The organism is Pontibacter mucosus (assembly GCF_003054055.1).
Taxonomy (GTDB): Bacteria; Bacteroidota; Bacteroidia; order Cytophagales; family Hymenobacteraceae; genus Pontibacter; species Pontibacter mucosus.
On record NZ_QBKI01000007.1, the window covers coordinates 1 to 19,250 of the forward strand.

At 53.5% G+C, this 19,250-nt stretch carries 17 protein-coding genes and 1 pseudogene; 15 read left to right on the top strand and 3 right to left on the bottom strand.

All coding sequences use genetic code 11. The annotated features are described in order from the left end of the window. Positions 1–573 (top strand): UDP binding domain-containing protein (locus C8N40_RS14025; protein WP_146173573.1); only part of this gene is annotated, 573 nt, incomplete at its 5' end. Between the two features lie 8 nt (positions 574–581). Continuing rightward, complete coding sequence (locus C8N40_RS14030) at positions 582–1,544, top strand: UDP-glucuronic acid decarboxylase family protein (protein WP_108212413.1); 963 nt, start codon at positions 582–584, stop codon at positions 1,542–1,544. 85 nt (positions 1,545–1,629) lie between these two features. Here the strand turns inward: C8N40_RS14030 and C8N40_RS14035 are convergent, their stop codons facing one another. Further along, positions 1,630–2,868, bottom strand: coding sequence for a tetratricopeptide repeat protein (locus C8N40_RS14035; protein WP_108212414.1), 1,239 nt, complete (start codon positions 2,866–2,868; stop codon positions 1,630–1,632). A 109-nt stretch (positions 2,869–2,977) separates the two neighbouring features. Here C8N40_RS14035 and C8N40_RS14040 point away from each other — a divergent pair, with 109 nt between their 5' ends. From C8N40_RS14040 to C8N40_RS14085, 11 genes and pseudogenes are all read left to right on the top strand, one after another. Continuing rightward, positions 2,978–3,892, top strand: coding sequence for a M20/M25/M40 family metallo-hydrolase (locus tag C8N40_RS14040; protein WP_108212415.1), 915 nt, complete (start codon positions 2,978–2,980; stop codon positions 3,890–3,892). A gap of 90 nt (positions 3,893–3,982) precedes the next feature. Continuing rightward, positions 3,983–4,231 (top strand): hypothetical protein, encoded by a 249-nt coding sequence (locus C8N40_RS22460; protein WP_146173574.1) that lies wholly within the window; start codon positions 3,983–3,985, stop codon positions 4,229–4,231. A gap of 776 nt (positions 4,232–5,007) precedes the next feature. Next, positions 5,008–7,266 carry a sodium-translocating pyrophosphatase gene (locus tag C8N40_RS14045; RefSeq protein WP_108212416.1) on the top strand — a complete coding sequence of 753 codons (2,259 nt, stop codon included), beginning with the start codon at positions 5,008–5,010 and terminating at the stop codon, positions 7,264–7,266. Positions 7,267–7,358: 92 nt separating this feature from the next. Continuing rightward, entirely contained in the window at positions 7,359–7,901 is a 543-nt protein-coding gene (gene hpt, locus C8N40_RS14050) for a hypoxanthine phosphoribosyltransferase (RefSeq protein ID WP_108212417.1), read from the top strand. Positions 7,902–7,996: 95 nt separating this feature from the next. Further along, positions 7,997–8,593, top strand: coding sequence for an adenylate kinase (locus C8N40_RS14055; RefSeq protein ID WP_108212418.1), 597 nt, complete (start codon positions 7,997–7,999; stop codon positions 8,591–8,593). Between the two features lie 19 nt (positions 8,594–8,612). Continuing rightward, entirely contained in the window at positions 8,613–9,605 is a 993-nt protein-coding gene (gene obgE, locus C8N40_RS14060; RefSeq protein WP_108212419.1) for a GTPase ObgE, read from the top strand. 303 nt (positions 9,606–9,908) lie between these two features. Next, the gene (locus C8N40_RS14065; RefSeq protein ID WP_108212420.1) at positions 9,909–10,484 is read left to right on the top strand and encodes a nucleotide exchange factor GrpE; all 576 of its coding nucleotides are present in this window, start codon (positions 9,909–9,911) and stop codon (positions 10,482–10,484) included. 3 nt (positions 10,485–10,487) lie between these two features. Beyond that, on the top strand, positions 10,488–11,630 hold the full coding sequence (dnaJ, locus tag C8N40_RS14070) for a molecular chaperone DnaJ (RefSeq protein ID WP_108212421.1): 1,143 nt from the start codon (positions 10,488–10,490) through the stop codon (positions 11,628–11,630). A gap of 446 nt (positions 11,631–12,076) precedes the next feature. Continuing rightward, complete coding sequence (locus C8N40_RS14075) at positions 12,077–12,988, top strand: ABC transporter ATP-binding protein (RefSeq protein WP_108212422.1); 912 nt, start codon at positions 12,077–12,079, stop codon at positions 12,986–12,988. Then, the gene (locus C8N40_RS14080) at positions 12,981–14,342 is read left to right on the top strand and encodes an ABC transporter permease (RefSeq protein ID WP_108212423.1); all 1,362 of its coding nucleotides are present in this window, start codon (positions 12,981–12,983) and stop codon (positions 14,340–14,342) included. The genes C8N40_RS14075 and C8N40_RS14080 overlap by 8 nt, the downstream gene beginning before the upstream one ends. Positions 14,343–14,539: 197 nt before the next feature. Then, positions 14,540–15,298, top strand: a pseudogene (locus tag C8N40_RS14085) (ChaN family lipoprotein). Between the two features lie 992 nt (positions 15,299–16,290). Here C8N40_RS14085 and C8N40_RS14095 read toward each other — a convergent pair. Next, complete coding sequence (locus C8N40_RS14095) at positions 16,291–16,638, bottom strand: HesB/IscA family protein (protein WP_108212425.1); 348 nt, start codon at positions 16,636–16,638, stop codon at positions 16,291–16,293. Positions 16,639–16,798: 160 nt separating this feature from the next. Here C8N40_RS14095 and C8N40_RS14100 point away from each other — a divergent pair, with 160 nt between their 5' ends. Beyond that, entirely contained in the window at positions 16,799–17,347 is a 549-nt protein-coding gene (locus C8N40_RS14100) for a DUF7935 family protein (protein ID WP_108212426.1), read from the top strand. Positions 17,348–17,869: 522 nt separating this feature from the next. On the opposite strand, the gene C8N40_RS14105 is transcribed toward C8N40_RS14100, so the two are convergent. Continuing rightward, the gene (locus C8N40_RS14105) at positions 17,870–18,958 is read right to left on the bottom strand and encodes an aminotransferase class V-fold PLP-dependent enzyme (protein WP_108212427.1); all 1,089 of its coding nucleotides are present in this window, start codon (positions 18,956–18,958) and stop codon (positions 17,870–17,872) included. A 9-nt stretch (positions 18,959–18,967) separates the two neighbouring features. Between C8N40_RS14105 and C8N40_RS14110 the strand changes: the two genes are divergently transcribed. Then, a complete protein-coding gene (locus C8N40_RS14110) occupies positions 18,968–19,249 on the top strand; it encodes a hypothetical protein (protein ID WP_108212428.1) in 282 nt (93 codons plus the stop codon). Position 19,250: the final 1 nt, after the last annotated feature.

Below are 19,250 nucleotides of genomic sequence, written 5' to 3' on the forward strand. Positions count from 1 at the left end.
GGCATCGGCTATGGGGGCTCGTGCTTTCCCAAGGACGTGAAGGCGCTGATACGGACGGCCGCCGAGCAGGGCTACCCCATGCGGGTGCTGCAGGCCGTCGAGGAGGTCAACGAGCGCCAGAAGTCGGTGCTCTTTGACAAGGTCGTGGCCCACTTCAACGGCGAGCTGGCTGGCAAGACCTTTGCCGTGTGGGGCCTCTCGTTCAAGCCCAAGACCGACGACATGCGCGAGGCCCCCTCGCTGGTCATCATCGAGCGCCTGCTGGAGGCCGGCGCCCGGGTGAAGGCCTATGACCCGGTGGCCATGGCCGAGGCCCGCCACTCGCTGGGCGACAGGGTCGAGTACGGCAAGGACGAGTACGAGGTGCTCATCGAGGCCGACGCGCTGCTGCTGGTGACCGAGTGGCCCGAGTTCCGCTCGCCCAACTTCTCTGTGGTGGGCAAGCTCATGCGCGAGAAGGCCGTCTTCGACGGAAGAAACATCTACGACGGGGCGGAGCTGGCCAAAAAGGGATTCGCCTACTACGGCATCGGGGTAAAGCAGCACACTAACCAGGAAAAAGCAGTAGTATAAGACATATCATGACCAAAAAAAGAGTATTGATAACGGGCGGGGCAGGCTTTCTGGGCTCCCACCTCTGCGATAGGTTCATACAGGAAGGGCACCACGTCATCGCGATGGACAACCTGATAACGGGTAGCCTGGAGAATATCGAGCACCTGTTCAAGCTGGAGAACTTTGAGTTCTACCACCACGACGTGAGCAAGTTCGTGCACGTGCCGGGCCACCTGGATTACATCCTGCACTTCGCCTCGCCGGCCAGCCCGATCGACTACCTCAAGATCCCTATCCAGACACTGAAGGTGGGCTCGCTGGGCACGCACAACCTGCTTGGCCTTGCCAAGGCCAAGGGCGCGCGCATGCTCATCGCCTCCACATCCGAGGTGTACGGCGACCCGCTGGTGCACCCGCAGACGGAGGACTACTGGGGCAACGTGAACCCGGTGGGGCCGCGCGGCTGCTACGACGAGGCCAAACGCTTCCAGGAGGCCATGACGATGGCCTACCATATGCACCACGGCCTGGAGACGCGCATTGTGCGCATCTTCAACACCTACGGCCCGCGCATGCGCCTCGACGACGGCCGTGTGCTGCCAGCCTTCCTGAGCCAGGCGCTGCGCGGCGAACCGCTGAGCATCTTCGGCGACGGCAGCCAGACGCGCTCCTTCTGCTATGTGGATGACCTGGTGGAGGGTATTTACCGCCTGCTGCTGAGCGACTACCACCTGCCGGTGAACATCGGTAACCCGTCTGAGATCACCATCCGCGAGTTTGCCGAGGAGATCTGCCGCCTGACGGGCGTGGAGTTGAAGGTGGAGTACCAGCCGCTGCCCACCGACGACCCGCAGAAGCGCCAGCCGGACATCACGCTGGCCAAGCAGGTGCTGGATTGGGAGCCGCAGGTGGACCGCTCTGAGGGCCTGAAAAGGACGCTGGAGTACTTCAAGGAGAAAATCCTTAAACCAGCAGAGCAGCCTGCTTAAGCAGCCGCTTGAAAGTATAAAAGGAGAGGGATGCCACACCAATGGCATCCCTCTCCTTTTATACTTTATACTTATACTGTGCTGATTAGCTTTTTTTGTTCTCCTTTAAAAAGGTCTTTGCCTCTTTGTAGTTCGCCGACTTCTTATCGCTGGCCTTCATGACCACAGAATAGTAGCCCTTGGCGGCGGCCTTGTCTTTTTGCTGCTTGGCAATGCGCGCCAAGTTCAGGTATGAATTGACAAAGTAGCCCGATTCGCGCTCATTTGTCATCTCGGCATACTTAATCGTGCTCTTGTAGTAGTCCTTTGCCTTCTCAAAGTCGCGGTACTTGTGCTGGTTGATGTAGCCCAGAATATAAGAAGCATAGCGGCCGCTCACGGCCTCAAAGCCTGGCATTTGCTGCTCTAACTTAGCCAAAATCTCCTCTGAAACGCGCTCTGCCTTGGTGAAATGGCCATTCACGAACAGCAAGCGGGCGTAAAACCGCTGGAAATAGGCATTGTCAGGGTATTTCAGGGCCAGGTCTTCGGATATTTCGAGGGCTTCCTGCATCTTCTTCTCCTCGTTGGCCAGAATCTTCATCAGGAAGAGCTTCGACTCGGTGCCGGTGTAAAAACCGGTTTGGGACACATAAGACAGCTGCTTTAACCCCAGGCGCTTATCCCCGTTAGGGAAGAAAACAAGCACAGGGCGCAGCATCGGGTAGTTCTCAGGAATCCAGACGGCGTAGTAGTTGAACAGGGCCTCCCCGAAGAGGAACTCAGGGCTCAGGCCGTTGCCGGCTTTGGCCTTCTCCAGGTAGTCGAGGGAGCGCTTGCTGGCCACTGTGGCTTTGCGCCAGTTGCTGCGCTCAGAGTGCAGGCGGGCGGTAAACCCGTAAGATGCGGCCAGAAAGAAGGCGGCTTCCACATTGTTTTCGTCCTGTTCGTACATGGTCTCGGCCTTCTGGATGGTAGAGTCCATGTAAGCGAAGAACAGGTCGTCGTACTTTAGGGTCTGGATGTTGGTCGGTACGATCTTCCACCACTGGCTCAGGCCCATCAGGAAGTATGGCAGCGGGTGCTCAGGATAGCGGCGGCGCAGCGACTTAAACTGTTTCTCGGCACGCTCATACTTGAAGTTGTACATGTTGTCAACAGCCCCCTCCAGCTCATACTGCACATCCTTGTTCAGGAGCAGCATACCTTTTACCTTGGCTGCGGCCGGAAGTACTTCCACCTCAGACATGGTTACCTGTCGCATCGCCGTAGAGTCAGTGGACTGTTGTGCAAAAGCGAAGGCAGGGAAAAGGAGCGTGAAGATTGCTAAAAATACGTTCTTCATGGAGGGCCAAAAATTGTAAGTTTGTTCGTGCTGTTGGGCAGCAGGCTTTGCTAGTTCTAAAAGTACAACAATTCTAATGATAATGAATTCCCTAAAGGTAAAATAATTTATGAAATTACTCGAAACACTCTGCCGCATCCACGCCCCATCGGGCAACGAACAAAAGCTGAAGGAATTCCTGCTTAATTATATAACTGAGCACAAATCGAAGTGGAAACAACAGCCTGTTATACTGCATGGAGAAGGGTTTCAGGACTGCATCGTATTGGTCTTTGGCAAACCCAAGAGTGCAATTTTTGCCCACATGGACTCGATAGGATTTACCGTTCGCTATGGCCATCAACTGGTGAGGATAGGTGGTCCGGACCTGGAGAGCGGCTATACGCTGGTGGGGGAGGACAGCCAGGGAGAAATAGAGTGCACGCTGGCTTTTGATGAGGAGTCCGGCGCTATCAGCTATGCGTTTGAGCGTGAGATAGAACGGGGCACAGAGCTGGTGTTTAAGTGCGATTTCAGGGAGACGGAGGAGACTGTGCAAAGCTGCTACCTCGACAACCGCCTGGGCGTATGGTCGGCGCTGCAGGTGGCCGAGACGCTGGAGAACGGTATCATCGCTTTTTGCTGCTGGGAGGAGCACGGAGGAGGCTCGGTGTCGTACCTGGCCCGCTACATACACGAGCAATACGGCGTTACGCAGGGCCTGATTTCGGATATAACCTGGGTAACGGAGGGGGTGCACGCCGGCAAGGGCGTCGTGATCTCGATGCGCGACAGCCTGATTCCGCGGCGCGCTTACGTGCAGCGCATTATAAGTATAGCCAAAGAGGCGGGTATACCCTATCAGCTGGAAGTAGAGGGTGCCGGCGGAAGCGATGCCAAGGAGCTGCAGCGCAGCGCCTACCCCTGGGACTGGTGCTTTGTAGGCGCTCCCGAGGATAACGTACATACCCCGAACGAGATCGTGCACAAGAAGGATATTGAAGGTATGGTGGCGTTGTACAAGGTGTTGATGGAGAAGTTATAGAGTGTAGTTTTTACCAGGGAAGTATGGCGTGTTCCTTTACCTATACTTCCCTGGTTATACTTCTATACTCGCTTTTGCCATATTTATACTTTGGCTATACTATATAGCTTAGTTATACTTCATACCCCATCGCTGGCGCGGGTTTGCAACCCGTGCCTTGCTATCTTCTCGGATTTGCAATCCGACTGGCTTGAAAAGCCAATACTTTATACTTCGGCTATACTTTTATACTTTGATAACGCTGTTCCGGACATCCTTGTCCGGAACCACTTCTGCTGCGGATTTCCTAGTCCGCGCAAGCCATACTTCCCTAGCCACCGCTTCCTTCATTTGAGCTAAGCTATCCTTTCTAGCTACCACTTATCCTATAGTCTTACATAAGCTACAGTTAGTCTTACATAAGCTACAGTTTCATCTCTAGCTTTCTGCCCTCCTAGGCCGGGAGGCCTCGCCTTGGGGGTAGGGGCCCTCGATAAGGGCATCGCGCTGCTTTCGCTTCCTTTGCTCCTACGTCGCAATGCCCTGGCGGGCACCGCAACATCCACAAGGCGCTCAACCCAAGGCTGGGAGAAGGTCGATAGCCGCTGCTGACAAAGCCTCAGCAAGAGTCCCCCTTCGAAGGGGGGAGGGGGATGTTACTTGTCTGCTGACAATTCCCCTCTTGGGAGGGGTCAGGGGTGGGTTTATACTTGGTAGGGACAGGTCGCGACCTGTCCGCGCGAGAACAGAAACTATAGAGCTTATACTTTAGATAAGTAACTACGGACTACCCGCCTTAGACAAGGAGGGGTAGGGGTGGTTGGACCCGGTACAGCCAAAGCATTTTACCTATTTCTAGGGGAGGAGGTAATATCGCCTCCTTGGCCTGCTAAATAACACACCACCTCCAACTAAAACCAGTACCTGAATTAGTATTAAGAATCTATTGACAGGCCTCACAGACAGCACCAACCAGGTTTTCTTTATTGATGTTGCAACATGCTATTGGTTAGTAAAATAAGTGCAAATGGGAGTTACAGGAAAGCTTGCCGGATATTTGGAAAAGTCTAACGAAACAATTTTCTTTAATATCTATATATACCCCTTATTAAATCCCTTAACCTTAATTTAACTGAATGGAACCTATTCTTTACGCAATCCCTGGATTTGGAGTGGCGGCGCTGATATACACCTTCATCCGGTCGGCCTGGGTGACCAAGCAGCCGAGCGGTAACGAGCGTATGAAAACCATCGCCCGCCATATCGCCGACGGAGCCATGGCCTTTCTGAGAGCCGAGTACAAGGTGCTGGCCTACTTCGTTGTTATTGCTTCTGTATTTCTGTTTTACCTGGGATATACCGGAGAGAAATCTCACCCGCTGATAGTGGGTGCTTTTATTATTGGCGCCATGTTTTCAGCGCTGGCGGGCTTTATAGGCATGCGCATCGCTACCAAGGCTAATGTTCGCACGGCCGAGGCTGCCCGTAACAGTCTGTCCAAAGCGCTGGGGGTTTCGTTTGCGGGAGGCTCCGTTATGGGCATGGGCGTGGCTGGTCTGGCGGTGCTGGGCCTGGGCTCCCTGTTCATACTTTTCTACTACCTGTTTGTACAAAGTACGGGCGGCGATGTGAACGGCGTGGAGATGGAGATCGCCCTGGAGGTGCTCACCGGTTTCTCGCTGGGCGCTGAAAGTATAGCCCTGTTTGCCCGTGTGGGTGGCGGTATTTATACCAAGGCTGCCGACGTGGGCGCCGACCTGGTGGGCAAAGTAGAGGCCGGAATTCCGGAGGACGACCCGCGCAACCCTGCCACCATTGCCGACAACGTGGGTGACAACGTGGGCGACGTGGCCGGTATGGGCGCCGACCTTTTCGGCTCTTACGTGGCCACGATTCTGGCGACCATGGTGCTTGGCCGTGAAGTATTGGCTGATGATAATTTCGGCGGACTTTCCCCGGTTATACTTCCGATGCTCATTGCGGGTCTGGGAATTGTTTTCTCGCTGATAGGCATGTTGTTCGTGCGCGTGAAAGAGGGCGGCGACGTGCAGGCGGCCCTCAACCGGGGCAACTGGATCTCGGTTATACTTACGGCCGTGGGCTCATACTTCGCCATCACCATGATTTTGCCCGACAACCTGGTGCTCCGCAATTTCGAGTTCACGCAGATGGGCGTGTTTATGGCCGTGATCGTGGGCCTGGTGGTAGGAACGCTGATGAGCATCATCACGGAATACTACACGGCGATGGGCAAGAAGCCCGTTAACTCTATCGTGCAGCAGTCGTCTACGGGCCATGCCACCAACATTATTGCGGGCCTGGCTGTGGGAATGCACTCTACGGTGTTGCCTATTATCGTGCTGGCAGGCGGCATCGTGCTGTCTTACGCGGCAGCCGGCCTGTATGGGGTGGCGATTGCGGCGGCAGGTATGATGGCCACGACCGCCATGCAGCTGGCTATTGATGCCTTTGGCCCGATTGCCGACAACGCCGGCGGTATTGCCGAAATGAGCGAGCTGCCCAGGGAAGTGCGCGGGCGTACCGACATCCTGGATGCGGTAGGCAACACCACTGCCGCCACCGGCAAAGGCTTTGCCATTGCTTCTGCCGCCCTCACCTCGCTAGCGCTTTTTGCTGCCTTTGTGGGCATTGCCGGTATCGAAAGTATAGATTTATATAAGGCCCCCGTGCTGGCTGGTCTGTTCATCGGCGCCATGATTCCGTTTATCTTCTCGGCCCTGGCTATTTCGGCGGTGGGCCGTGCGGCCATGGCGATGGTGCACGAGGTGCGCCGACAGTTCCGCGAGATTCCGGGGATTATGGAGGGAACCGGCAAGCCGGAGTATGAAAAATGCGTGGCTATCTCTACCCAGGCCGCCATCCGGGAGATGATGTTGCCGGGAGCCATTGCGCTGCTGGTGCCTGTTATCATCGGTTTTGGACTGCGGGATGTTTTTCCGGATACTTCCTCTGCCGAGGTGTTGGGCGGTACGCTGGCCGGTGTAACTGTGTCGGGCGTATTGTTGGCCATGTTCCAGTCCAACGCCGGCGGCGCCTGGGACAATGCCAAGAAATCCTTTGAGAAAGGGGTGATGATTAACGGGGTGATGGAGTACAAAGGCTCCGAGCCGCACAAGGCCTCCGTTACCGGCGATACCGTAGGCGACCCGTTCAAAGACACTTCCGGCCCAAGTATGAACATCCTCATTAAGCTCATGTCTATCGTGTCGCTGGTGATTGCACCGCACATTGCCCTGGAGCAGGAGCCGCCCATTCCCGAGCCGCCGATAGACCTGGAGCCGATTAACATGAACGAAGTGCAGCAGGCGCCGGCTCACACAAGTATAAACGAGCAAACCACCCTGATGCTGAGTTTCGTTACTGAAACAAAGTAATTGCCCGCAGCAAATATGAAGATAAGCCCGGCTTTAGGTTGGGCTTATTTTTTATTTATACTTACCTTTGTTCAGGATAAACCCAATATCACATGGAGCCGCGTACTATTCAGATACATGACTGTGAGTTCAGTACTTATATTTTTGAAGAGGAGATAATTGCCCGCATCCACATGCTGGCCGAGCAATTGGACAGTGATTACGCTGAGAAAAAGCCCCTCTTCCTGGCCGTGCTCAACGGCTCGTTCATGTTCGTATCCGACCTGCTCAAACGGGTTTCCATACCCTGTGAGATTTCGTTCATCCGCCTGGCCAGCTACCAGGACATGCACAGCACCGGCAAGGTGAAAGAGGTGCTGGGCCTGACGGAGGACATAAGGGGGCGCCATGTAATAGTGCTGGAGGATATTGTGGATACCGGTCATACCGTGCACGGTTTGCTGAGCCAGTTAAAAGAGCGCAGCCCTGCCTCGGTGGAGGTGGCCACGCTGCTGATGAAGCCCGACTGCCTGCAGCACCCGCTGGATGTAAAGTATGTGGCCCGTGCCATCCCGAACGACTTTGTGGTGGGCTATGGCCTCGACTACAACGGATTGGGGCGCAACCTGCGCGACATCTACAAGATCGTGTCATAAGCCCTCCAGGCTGGCCGTAGGTCTTCCTGTCACCAAAACTTAAGTGCTTAGTTAGGATTTATACTTATATTTGCTTTTTAATTTAGCTATCAGATATGCTTAATATCGTTTTGTTTGGCCCTCCAGGTGCTGGTAAAGGTACCCAAAGTCAAAAACTATTAGATAAATACAACCTGATTCACCTTTCTACCGGCGATCTGCTGCGCTCTGAGATCGCAGCCGGAACCGCGCTTGGCCTTGAGGCTAAAAAGCTAATGGACAACGGTTTGCTGGTGCCCGACGAGGTGGTGATCGGTATGATCGAAAACAAGGTGAAGGAGCACCGCCAGGCGGCAGGCTTTATTTTCGACGGCTTTCCGCGCACCGTGCCACAGGCCCAGGGGCTGGACAAGCTGCTGCAGGACAACGATACGGAGATATCTGCCATGATTGCCCTGAAAGTAGACGACGAGGAGCTGACCAAGCGCCTGTTGCTGCGCGGCCAGACATCCGGCCGTCCAGACGACCAGAACGAAGAGCTGATCCGCAAGCGCGTAAACGAGTACAACACCAAAACCAAACCGGTGGCTGACTACTATGCCGGTCAGGGAAAATACTTTGCGGTGGATGGCATCGGTGAGATAGAAGAAATCTTTAAGGCGCTGTGCCAGCACATTGACGCGCTGAAAGAGAAGCAGGAAGAGAATAAATAGCCTACTGGCCCAATCAAATTTGGCACAAAGCAATTTCATAGATTACGTTAAGATTTGCTCGCGCTCCGGGCACGGTGGCGGAGGTTCCGCGCACCTGCATCGGGATAAACGCACGGCAAAAGGTGGCCCCGACGGGGGCGACGGAGGCCGTGGCGGCCACGTGATACTTCGCGGAAACGCCCAGCTCTGGACGCTGCTGCACCTGCAGTACCGCAAGCACGTTATTGCTGCCAACGGCCTGAACGGCGGTGCCAGCCACTCTACCGGTGCACAAGGCCAGGACGAGATTCTGGAGGTGCCGCTCGGAACGATTGCCCGCAACGCCGAAACAGGCGAGGTAATGTGCGAGATAACGGAGGATGGTCAGGAAATTATACTTACCCCCGGCGGCCGCGGCGGCCTGGGGAACGCTCATTTTAAGTCTCCTACCAACCAAACCCCGCGCTATGCCCAGCCAGGTGAGCCAGGTATCGAGGAGTGGGTTATTCTGGAACTCAAACTGCTGGCCGATGTCGGACTGGTGGGGTTCCCGAACGCCGGCAAGTCTACGCTACTTTCGGTTGTATCAGCCGCGAAGCCCAAAATAGCGAACTACCCTTTCACGACCCTGGAGCCTAATCTCGGCGTAGTGGCCTACCGCGATTACAAATCCTTCGTGATGGCTGACATTCCGGGAATAATTGAGGGAGCCTCTGAGGGGAAAGGCCTGGGTTTGCGCTTCCTGCGCCACATCGAACGGAACTCCATGCTGCTGTTTATGGTTTCCTGTGAGAGTGCCGACATTGCCAGCGAGTATGGTGTGCTGCTAGGCGAACTGGAAAAGTATAACCCCGAGCTGCTGGACAAAAAGCGTATACTGGCCATCACCAAATCCGACATGCTGGACGAGGAACTGGAAAACGAGATGCGCAGAACCCTGCCGGAAGGCCTGCCGACTGTGTTCATATCCAGTATAACAGGAAAGAACATTACGCAACTGAAAGACATGATCTGGGAGGCGCTTAATAGCTAGCGCACAACCCGGTAAAAGTATAAAACCAGGATCGGTAGGGGTTGTAAAACCTGCTACCGATTTTTTTTAATGAGTGAATTTTGAAGGCATGATTAAGTGAATCATTATTGAGGAGGATGTGAAGCGTTTTAGATACGCTTGTCAGGCGCATAAATTTCAAATCTCTGGATTTCAAATAAGCATTCAGTCATTCACTCAGACACTCATTCAGAATTGAGCTGTGTCAGAATGGCACAAGCTCGTCTTTGGCAAGACAATTGAAAAGACAAAATAGACCATTCAACCAAAGTTTTTTAAGGCATTATGTCAGATAAACATACCAAAAAGGAGCAAGAGCACGAGGAACTGCAGGAAAATACTGCCAATGCAGCTACCGAAGAGGAACTGAACCAGGTGGATGAGACAGCTGAAGAAGCCAATGCGGAAACACAGCAGGACTCAACTGCCGCCGAACTGGCTGAAATGAAGGATAAGTTCATCCGCCTGATGGCCGAGTTTGAGAACTTCCGTCGCCGCACGGCAAAAGAACGCCTGGATCTGATTAAGACAGCTGCAGAGGACGTGATGACGGACTTACTGCCCGTGCTGGACGACATGGACCGCGCAAGCCAGTCTGTGGAGAGCGCCAAAGACGTAGAGGCGGTTGCCCAGGGTCTGGAACTGGTTTTCCACAAACTTAAGAGCGTAACCATCCAGAAGGGCCTCAAGCCAATGGAGACCAAGGCCGGCGATGAGTTCGATAGCGACCTCCACGAGGCAGTTACGCAAATTCCGGCTCCGTCTGAAGAACTGAAGGGCAAGATTGTAGACGTGATTGAGAAAGGATACACGCTGAACGAGAAGGTAATCCGTTTTGCGAAAGTTGTAATTGGAGCGTAAGCCATGGCTAAGAGAGATTATTACGAGGTTTTAGGTGTAAGCAAGAGCGCCACGCAGGAGGAGATAAAGAAGGCTTACCGTAAAATCGCCATCAAGTACCACCCCGATAAAAACCCCGACGACCCGACTGCTGAGGATAAGTTTAAGGAGGCAGCTGAGGCGTATGAGGTGCTGAGCGACCAGCAGAAGCGCCAGCGCTATGACCAGTTCGGCCATCAGGGCATGAACGGCGGCTTCGGTGGCGGCGGTGGCATGAACATGGAGGATATCTTCTCCCAGTTCGGCGATATCTTTGGCGGTGGCGGTTTCGAAAGCTTCTTCGGAGGGGCCAGCCGTGGTGGCGGGCGCCGTCAGCGCAAGGGATCAAACCTTCGTATTAAGCTGAAACTTAACCTGGAGGAGATTGCCAATGGCGTAGAAAAAAAAATCAAGGTAAAGCGGTATGTGGCCTGTAGCACCTGCGGGGGCAACGGCGCTAAAAACGGCACCGACATGCAGACTTGCGGTACCTGCCAGGGCTCTGGCCAGGTGCGCAAGGTGGTAAACACCATGCTGGGGCAGATGGTATCTACCAGTACCTGTCCTACCTGTAACGGCGAGGGCCGCATTGTAACCAGCAACTGCCAGGCCTGCCACGGCAGCGGGCGTGAGCTGGCCGAGGAGGTGATCACGATTAATGTGCCGGGCGGTGTAATGGATGGCATGCAGCTGAGCATGAGCGGCAAGGGCAACGTACCTGAGCGCGGTGGCGTGCCAGGCGACCTGCTGATACAGATAGAGGAGGAGCCGCACCCAACCCTGAAGCGGGAAGGCAACAACATCATCTACGACCAGTACATCAGCTTTATTGATGCTGCACTGGGCGCCGAGGTAGAGGTGCCGACCATCACGGGTAAAGTGAAGATTACGCTGAAGCCGGGCACGCAAAGCGGCGAGATTTTCAGGCTGCGCGGTAAAGGCATACAGGACATTAACGGCTACGGCAAAGGCGATCAGCTGATCCATGTGAACGTATGGACGCCGAAAGACCTGAGCAGCGACGAGAAAGCGGTGCTGGAAGGCCTGCGCTACTCGAAGAACTTTACGCCAAACCCAGGCAAGAACGAGAAGGGTTTTTTTGAAAAAGTGAAGGACTACTTCAACTAAGAATCTTCTGTAGAATACTTTAAAGCCCTGCTCCAGGTATACCTGGAGCAGGGCTTTTTTATACTTTATACTTTCCCTTCGCTCGCCGGAGGCGAGTGTGAGGCATCTTATGTCCTCCGACTGCCACTGTCTATACTTTATACTTCCACAGCTTATACTTTCTTCATGAGGAGGCGGGACGCTACTCAATAGCGCGCACTCGCCGGAGGCGAGCGAGGGCCGAGTTTATACTTTATACTTCCTCATTTAAGCATCTGACTTTACCCTAGAAGTATAACTTGTAAGCATCTTACCAGTCTCTGAACAATTGTACCAAGCACACAGGTGATGCTACCGGTTCCTGCAGCTGCTGTTTGTTTTATAGTTTCCTTTGTTGATTAAGTATAGGCAGGCAACGCACTGTGCGGCAGAATGAGTATATTTGGGTAAACTAAAGCGAAGCACCCTTGAGTATTCTGAAGATTGAAGGCGTAAGCAAGTTCTACGCTAACCATACCGCGTTAGACAACGTGAGCTTTGAAATTCCGCAGGGCTGTATCTTTGGCCTGCTTGGCCCGAACGGAGCCGGAAAAACCTCCCTGATACGCATCATCACCCAAATCACCGGCGCCGACAGCGGCAAAATATACTTTAAAGGCGAGCGCCTGCAGCCAGGCCATATTAAGGATATGGGCTACCTGCCGGAGGAGCGCGGCCTGTACAAGAAAATGAAGGTGGGGGAGCAGCTGCTGTACCTGGCGCAGTTAAAAGGCTTATCCAAGGAGGACGCTACTGCCCGCATCAAGAGCTGGATAGACCGCTTCGAGATACGCGAGTGGCTGGACAAGAACATCGAGGACCTCTCTAAAGGGATGCAGCAGAAGGTGCAGTTTATTGCCACAGTGCTGCACGAGCCCTCGCTCATCATCCTCGATGAGCCCTTCTCCGGTTTCGACCCCATCAACGCCAACCTTATAAAAGACGAGATCCTGAGCCTGCGCGAGCGCGGCGCCACCATCATCTTCTCCACGCACCGCATGGAGTCGGTGGAGGAGCTGTGCGATAACATTGCCCTGATAAACCGAGCCCGCAAGGTGCTGGATGGTCCTGTGCGGGAGATAAAGGACACCTATAAAACCGATACCTATCAGGTGATTGGCAATGGCCAGCTCCTGGTTACCTCCCCGGATTTTGAGGTGCTGGAGCAACACAGCAACCACGGCATTTTCAGGGCAAGTATAAAACTGCTCAACAACACCTCGCCCAACGATTTGCTGCGCTACCTGATCCAGCGCGTGGAGGTGCACTCCTTTGTGGAGCTTGTGCCAAGTATAAATGAGATCTTCATCCAAAAAGTAAAGGAAACACACCATGCATAAAATCTGGCTGATTATACAGCGCGAGTACCTGACGCGCGTGCGCAAGAAGAGCTTCATCATCATGACGCTGCTCACGCCGCTGTTGCTGGCCACGTTCATGATCCTGCCCGGCCTGCTCATCAACATGTCGGGGGAGGAGGAAACTGTGATGGTGCTGGACGAGAGCGGCCTGTTTGAAAATAAGCTGGAGAGCCGCAAAGACCTGGCCTTCATTCCCCTGCCCGATCTCACCCTGGACCAGGCCAAAACCATTTACCAGGAAACCGACAATACGGCGCTGCTCTACATCCCGAAAATGAGCATAGAAGACCCCAAGGGCTTTGTGGTGTACGGCAAGAAGAACATCAGCATCCAGACCCAGGTAAGCCTGGAGAACATGCTGGAGAAGGAGATTGAGAACCAGCGCTACCTTGCCTCCGGCCTGGACCGCCAGACGCTCGACAAGATCAAGGCCGACGTTAAAATAACAGCTGTTAACCTAAGCAACGAGGGCGAAAAAGGCAACAACGCCATCATCACGTCCATAGCCGGTATCGTGGGGGCGGTTATCATCTACTTCTTCATCTTCCTGTACGGGGTGCAGATTATGCGCGGGGTAATAGAGGAGAAGACCAACCGCATTGTGGAGGTGATGATCTCCTCGGTAAAGCCTTTCCAGCTTATGATGGGTAAGATTGTAGGCATTGCCGCCGTGGGCCTTACGCAGTTCCTGCTCTGGGTTATACTTTCGTTTTTCGCGGTAACGGCCGTTTCTGCTGCCTTTGGGGTAGATGCCGCCCCGTCGCCGGCTGCCCAGTATGCCGCAGGCCAGATGGCCGCGCAGGGTGGCGGGCTGGAGGCTGATGACCCTTCGGCCATGGCCAATGAGCCGGGCGAGGATGAGTTTGCCAACACTATCAGCGATGTGAAGCAAAGCTTTGCCAGCCTCAACATCGGCCTGATTTTCTTTAGCTTTCTGTTCTACTTCCTGGGTGGTTACCTGCTCTACGGTTCTCTGTTCGGGGCCATTGGCGCCGCCGTGGATAATGAGACCGACACCCAGCAGTTCATGATGCCGATCACGATACCGTTGGTGATTGCCTTCATCATGTCGTACTCCATCGTGCTGAAGAATCCGGACGGCCCGGTAGCCTTCTGGATGTCAATGATTCCGCTTACCTCGCCGATTGTGATGATGGTGCGCGTGCCGTTTGGGGTGCCAGCCTGGGAGCTGCTGCTCTCGATGGGCCTGCTGGTGGCCGGCTTCATCTTCACCACCTGGATCGCCAGCCGCATCTACCGCGTGGGCATCCTGATGTACGGCAAGAAAGTGAACTACAAGGAGCTGTCGAAGTGGTTGTTTTATAGGGTATAAGTATAGCGATAGCCGGTGCCTTGGGTGCCGGCTATTTTTATTATCTTGAAGTATAAAATCAGATTTTTCGGATGATGAAGTATAAACTCCTGACACTACTCTTACTGGTGATGACGACAGTAGCCATGGCGCAGAAAAAGGACAAACCAGCTTATCAGCTGTTTACGGCGGAGGGCAAAAGTATAAGTTATGGCAAAATGCTCAAGGAGCTGCAGGAGGCAGAGGTTATCCTTTTCGGGGAGCAGCACAACGACCCGATTGCGCACTGGCTGCAGCTGGAGGTGGCCAGAGACCTGCACCGGGAAAACCCGAAGCAGTTTGCTATCGGTGCCGAGATGTTTGAGGCCGACGTGCAACTGGTACTGAACGAGTACCTGGCCGGGCAGGCGCCTGAAAAGAACTTTGAGCAGGAGGCAAGGCCCTGACCCAACTACGCCACCGACTACAGGCCGGTGGTGCGCTTTGCCAAAGAACAGAGAATTCCGTTTATCGCCACCAACGTGCCCCGCCGTTATGCCGCTATGGTAGCCGGTGGTGGCCTGGCCGCGCTGGAGAATGTGTCGGAGGAGGCGAGGCGCTACATTGCCCCGCTCCCTGTGACGGTGAATATGGAACTGCCCGGATACAAGGGCATGATGGCAATGTTTGGCGGCAGCACGCACGGCAACTCCAAAAGTATAAACATTGTGCAGGCGCAGGCCCTCAAAGACGCTACCATGGCCCATTTTATACTTGGCCAGGTGCAACAGGGGCGGCAGGTGCTCCACCTGAACGGGGCTTACCACTCCGATAACTTCGAGGGCATCGGCTGGTACTTAAAGCAACTGCGGCCGCAGGTAAAAGCCCGCACCATCACCACCGTCCTGCAACCCGACCTGGAGAAGCTCTCAGATGAGAACAAGCAGAAAGCCGACTTCATACTGGTAGTACCCGAAAGTATGACGAGAACTTATTAAAGTTAGAGAGTTTGGGAGTTTAGGAGTTGGAGAGTTAAAAGATTAGAAAGTTAGAAAGTGACAAAAGCTAATCGCTCCTTCTACCTCCCTTTAGTCGACTTCTACAAGCAGAGCGGTTTTGCAGTACCTGGTCCAACCACCCCTACACCTCAGAGCTGCGCTCGCTACCTTCGAACTCTCGTTCTCGGTAGTCTAAGGCGGGGAGTCTGTTATTGCTACTGCTGAAGTATAAGTTAGGTAGCCTCAGTTCTCGCGCGGACAGGTCGCGACCTGTCCCTACAAGTGTAAACCTGGCAGGCGATTGACACCCCTATCCCCTCCGAGGAGGGGAATTATCAGTAGGCGAACCCCTATTGAGCTTTACTCGCAAGTTTCGAACTCGCGTTCTCATTTGTCCTCAAGGGGGCAGTTTATACTTGCCTCGTTCCCTGTCATCTCGAGCTGCGCGAGAGATCTATCGGGAGTCCTAAAGAGATTTCTCACAGCTACGCTGGCTCTCTTCGGCTCTCGCCTCAAGAGTGGTCGAGATGACAGTAATAGCAGCGGCTATCGAACCTATCCCAGCCTTTGGGTTGAGCGCCTTGTAGATTTCTGGTGCCTGAAAGGCATTGCGGAGCAAAGGAAGCGAAAGCAGCGCGATGCCCTTATCGAGGGCCCCTACCCCCAAGGCGAGCCCTCTCGGGCTTGAGAGCACCAAAGCCAGAGATGAAACAATAGCCTACCTATGTTAGTCTGGAGGGTAGACGGGAGCTAGTAAGGATATCTTAGTTCAAGTGGAAGGAAGCGGCGGCTATAAGCGGCACAATCGGACACTTGCGCCAGGTAGGGTTAAGGAAGTATAGTTAAAGTATAAAGTATAGAAGGGCACAGGGTGCAAGCCCATGTCAATATTCAAATAGGGCAGTTTAACCACCGATGGCTTCTTAAAACAACAAAGCCCGGCTACTTGCAACCGGGCTTTGTTTATGTAAAAGAGAAAGAAGGTCTCCTTGTTACGCAGAGAAAGAGCTTCCGCAGCCGCAGGTGCTGGTTGCCTGTGGGTTGTTGAAGGTAAAGCCACGGGCATTCAGGCCATCCTGGAAATCAACCACCATGCCCATCACGTACATGCCGTGCTTTTTGTCCATAATTAGGGTAACGCCGTCCAGTTCAAACGTCTCGTCAGCATCTTTCGGCTTGTCGAAGCCCAGCAGGTAAGAAAGACCGGAGCAGCCACCGCCTTGCACACCAACGCGCAGGCCATACTCAGCTGGTACGTTCTTCTCTTTCAGAATATTCTTAACCTCTTGCAAGGCTCTTTCGGTCAGGGTTATAGGTGCAGTTTTAGTTTCTGTTGCCATAGTATACTTCGGTTTATTTGTAGTCACAAACTTAAGCAATAATCTACAAACTTGCTTAGGCGCGCTACCCTTATACTCAGGTAAACAGGAAAAGCCCTGAAATGATTCATGTATCCAGAATTAAATTTTTGCGATATTTATACTTTCAAACCGACACCTTATGGCTAATTTTTTCGCTTTACTCATAGATTTACTCAAGCTTGCCCTGCCTGCCCTGGTGCTGGTAGGAGGCCTGTACTGGTTACTGCAAAAGCACTACGAGCGCGAAGACCGCCTGCGGGCCGAGCAGGCACAGAAAAAGGATACCAGAAACACGGAGATCATCACCCCGATACGGCTGCAGGCTTACGAGCGCATTGTGCTGTTATTGGAGCGCATCACGCCGAGCAACCTGCTGCTGCGCATCAGCCCGGCCGGACAAACAGCCGCCGAGTACCACCGCCTGCTGCTCTCCGAGATCCGCAACGAGTTTAACCACAACATGTCGCAGCAGGTGTACATGAGCGAACCGGCCTGGCAACAGGTAAACCACGCCCGCGAAGAAGTGGTAAAGCTCCTCAACAAGACCTTTCAGGACCTTCCGGAAAGTGCGCGCGGCACCGACCTGGCCAAACGCGTGCTGGAAACCCTGCTGGTAAACGAGCAGGACCCTACTGCCCAGGCCATCAACACCGTGAAGCAGGAGGTGAGGCAGACGTTTGGAAGTTAGAGAGTTTAAGAGTTAGAAAGTTAAGGAGGTAGATAATAACTTTCTAAAGTATAGCGCATGAGTGGCCGGTACCATAAGTAACACCGGCCACTCATGCGCTATACTTTACAGCCTCCTGCCGCAAGTTTAGCGCCAGCGTAACTTGTGGCTTTGTATGGCAGCAGTTTATAACTGCTTTGCTTTGAAGAAGCAAGGTTAAGAAGGCTTTGGCTATACTCTAAAGCCTGTCAAAGTAAATCTTTGGCAATAACACCAACAAGGGCGGGAAAAGGAGCTGGCTATACTTTAGCCATGCCCGATTGAAGTATAAACTATTCTGCTAATGTATACTTTTCTGCTCACGCAGAAAGCAAGTTACAAACTTGCTTCAAGCACAGCCAAAAGTTACGCTGGCGCTAAACTTGCGGCAGAAAACCGCAAAGTAAAGTATAAATGAGGACGGCTGGCACTATAAGTAGTACCAGCCGCCCTCGTTTATACTTCAGAAGAGTTAACTTTCTAACTCCTAAACTCCCAAACTCCTCAACTCTCTAACTCCTTCAGTTTTTCCAGCAACTTCTCTACTTGCTCTATGCTGTGGGCCGGAAAGTTAGCGATTCGGATTTGGGTCTCTTTATACTTGCCGTAGCCGCTGCCCACCTGCAGGTCGTACTGGGCCAGGTGCTTGTTTACCTCTGAGGCAGGCAGGGTGGTGTTCGCCACGATGGTGGTTTTAGAGCGGTGTGCCGGCTGCTCCACGGCAGGCGTAAACAGCTTGCTCTGCTCCAGGAAAGTATAAATCCGCGCTGCTTTTGCTTCTGTCTCTTGCCGTATCTGATCTGCGCCCTTATGGTTCATATCTGCCACCACCTTAGCCAGCAGGTAAATGTTGAGCACGTTGGGCGTTTCCACTGTCTGGCTCTGCAAGGCTTTCTCGAGCAGGGAAGGCAAAGTATGGTACGAGCCAATCGAAAGGCCTTCTTCCTGCATCTGGCGGGCCTTGGCCAGGCAGCGGTCGTTTACCAGCCAAACGCCCAGGCCAGCGGGCAAACCAAAGCATTTCTGCACCGAGAAGTATACCGAGTCCACCCGGCTATAGTCGAAAGCAGGGTAGGGGAGCGAGGAAACCGCATCTACGTAAATGAGCGCATCGGCCGGGGCCTTATCGCGAATTTGGTTGATTTCCTCCACCGTCATGCTGGCCCCGGAGCTGGTTTCGTTCTGGATCAGGGCCACCAACTCGGCAGTCTCTGGGATGGTGATACTTTCCACGTGGAATCCATGGCCAAAAGGCACCTCCTGTACGTGCGCTTCGCGGCCGAGCTCCCGGGCGGTTTCAAAAAAACGCTTCGAGAAGGAGCCGTTCACCAGGTGAAAGCTTTCCCTGCGTACATTATTCTGAATGGCCCGTTCCCATACTTCCGTGGCGGAGGCCACAAATAACACCTCGTACTCATCCGGCAGTTGCAGCAGCTCCCGCAGGCCGCTCTCGGCGCTGGCGTAAATCTCCTGAAACTGCTTGCTGCGGTGCGAAATGCTGCCGATCTTCTGGGCTATCGCCTCCTGCAGGTGCTGCGCCACGGTAGGGTACAGCTCCGACGGGCCGGGGGTAAAGTATACTTTGTTGTTCATAACTGACCAGTGATTAACAATGATTCCGGACCAGTGATTACGTTTGATTTTAGGGATTTTTATGATTTTATACTTTATGGATTGCTGGTTTATACTTACTGGTGGAAACACCTACCCGGGTACCTGGTCACTGCCATTGTTGGTGTTATCACGAACAATCAGCACTTCGGCGGTCTTACATTTGCTGGTGAAAACACGCAGCAAGGGCAACTGCTTAACTATAGCGAAATATCAAACAGCGAGTATACAGCCACAACGTATGGTGCCCCTACAAGTATAAAATCAGTCTAAT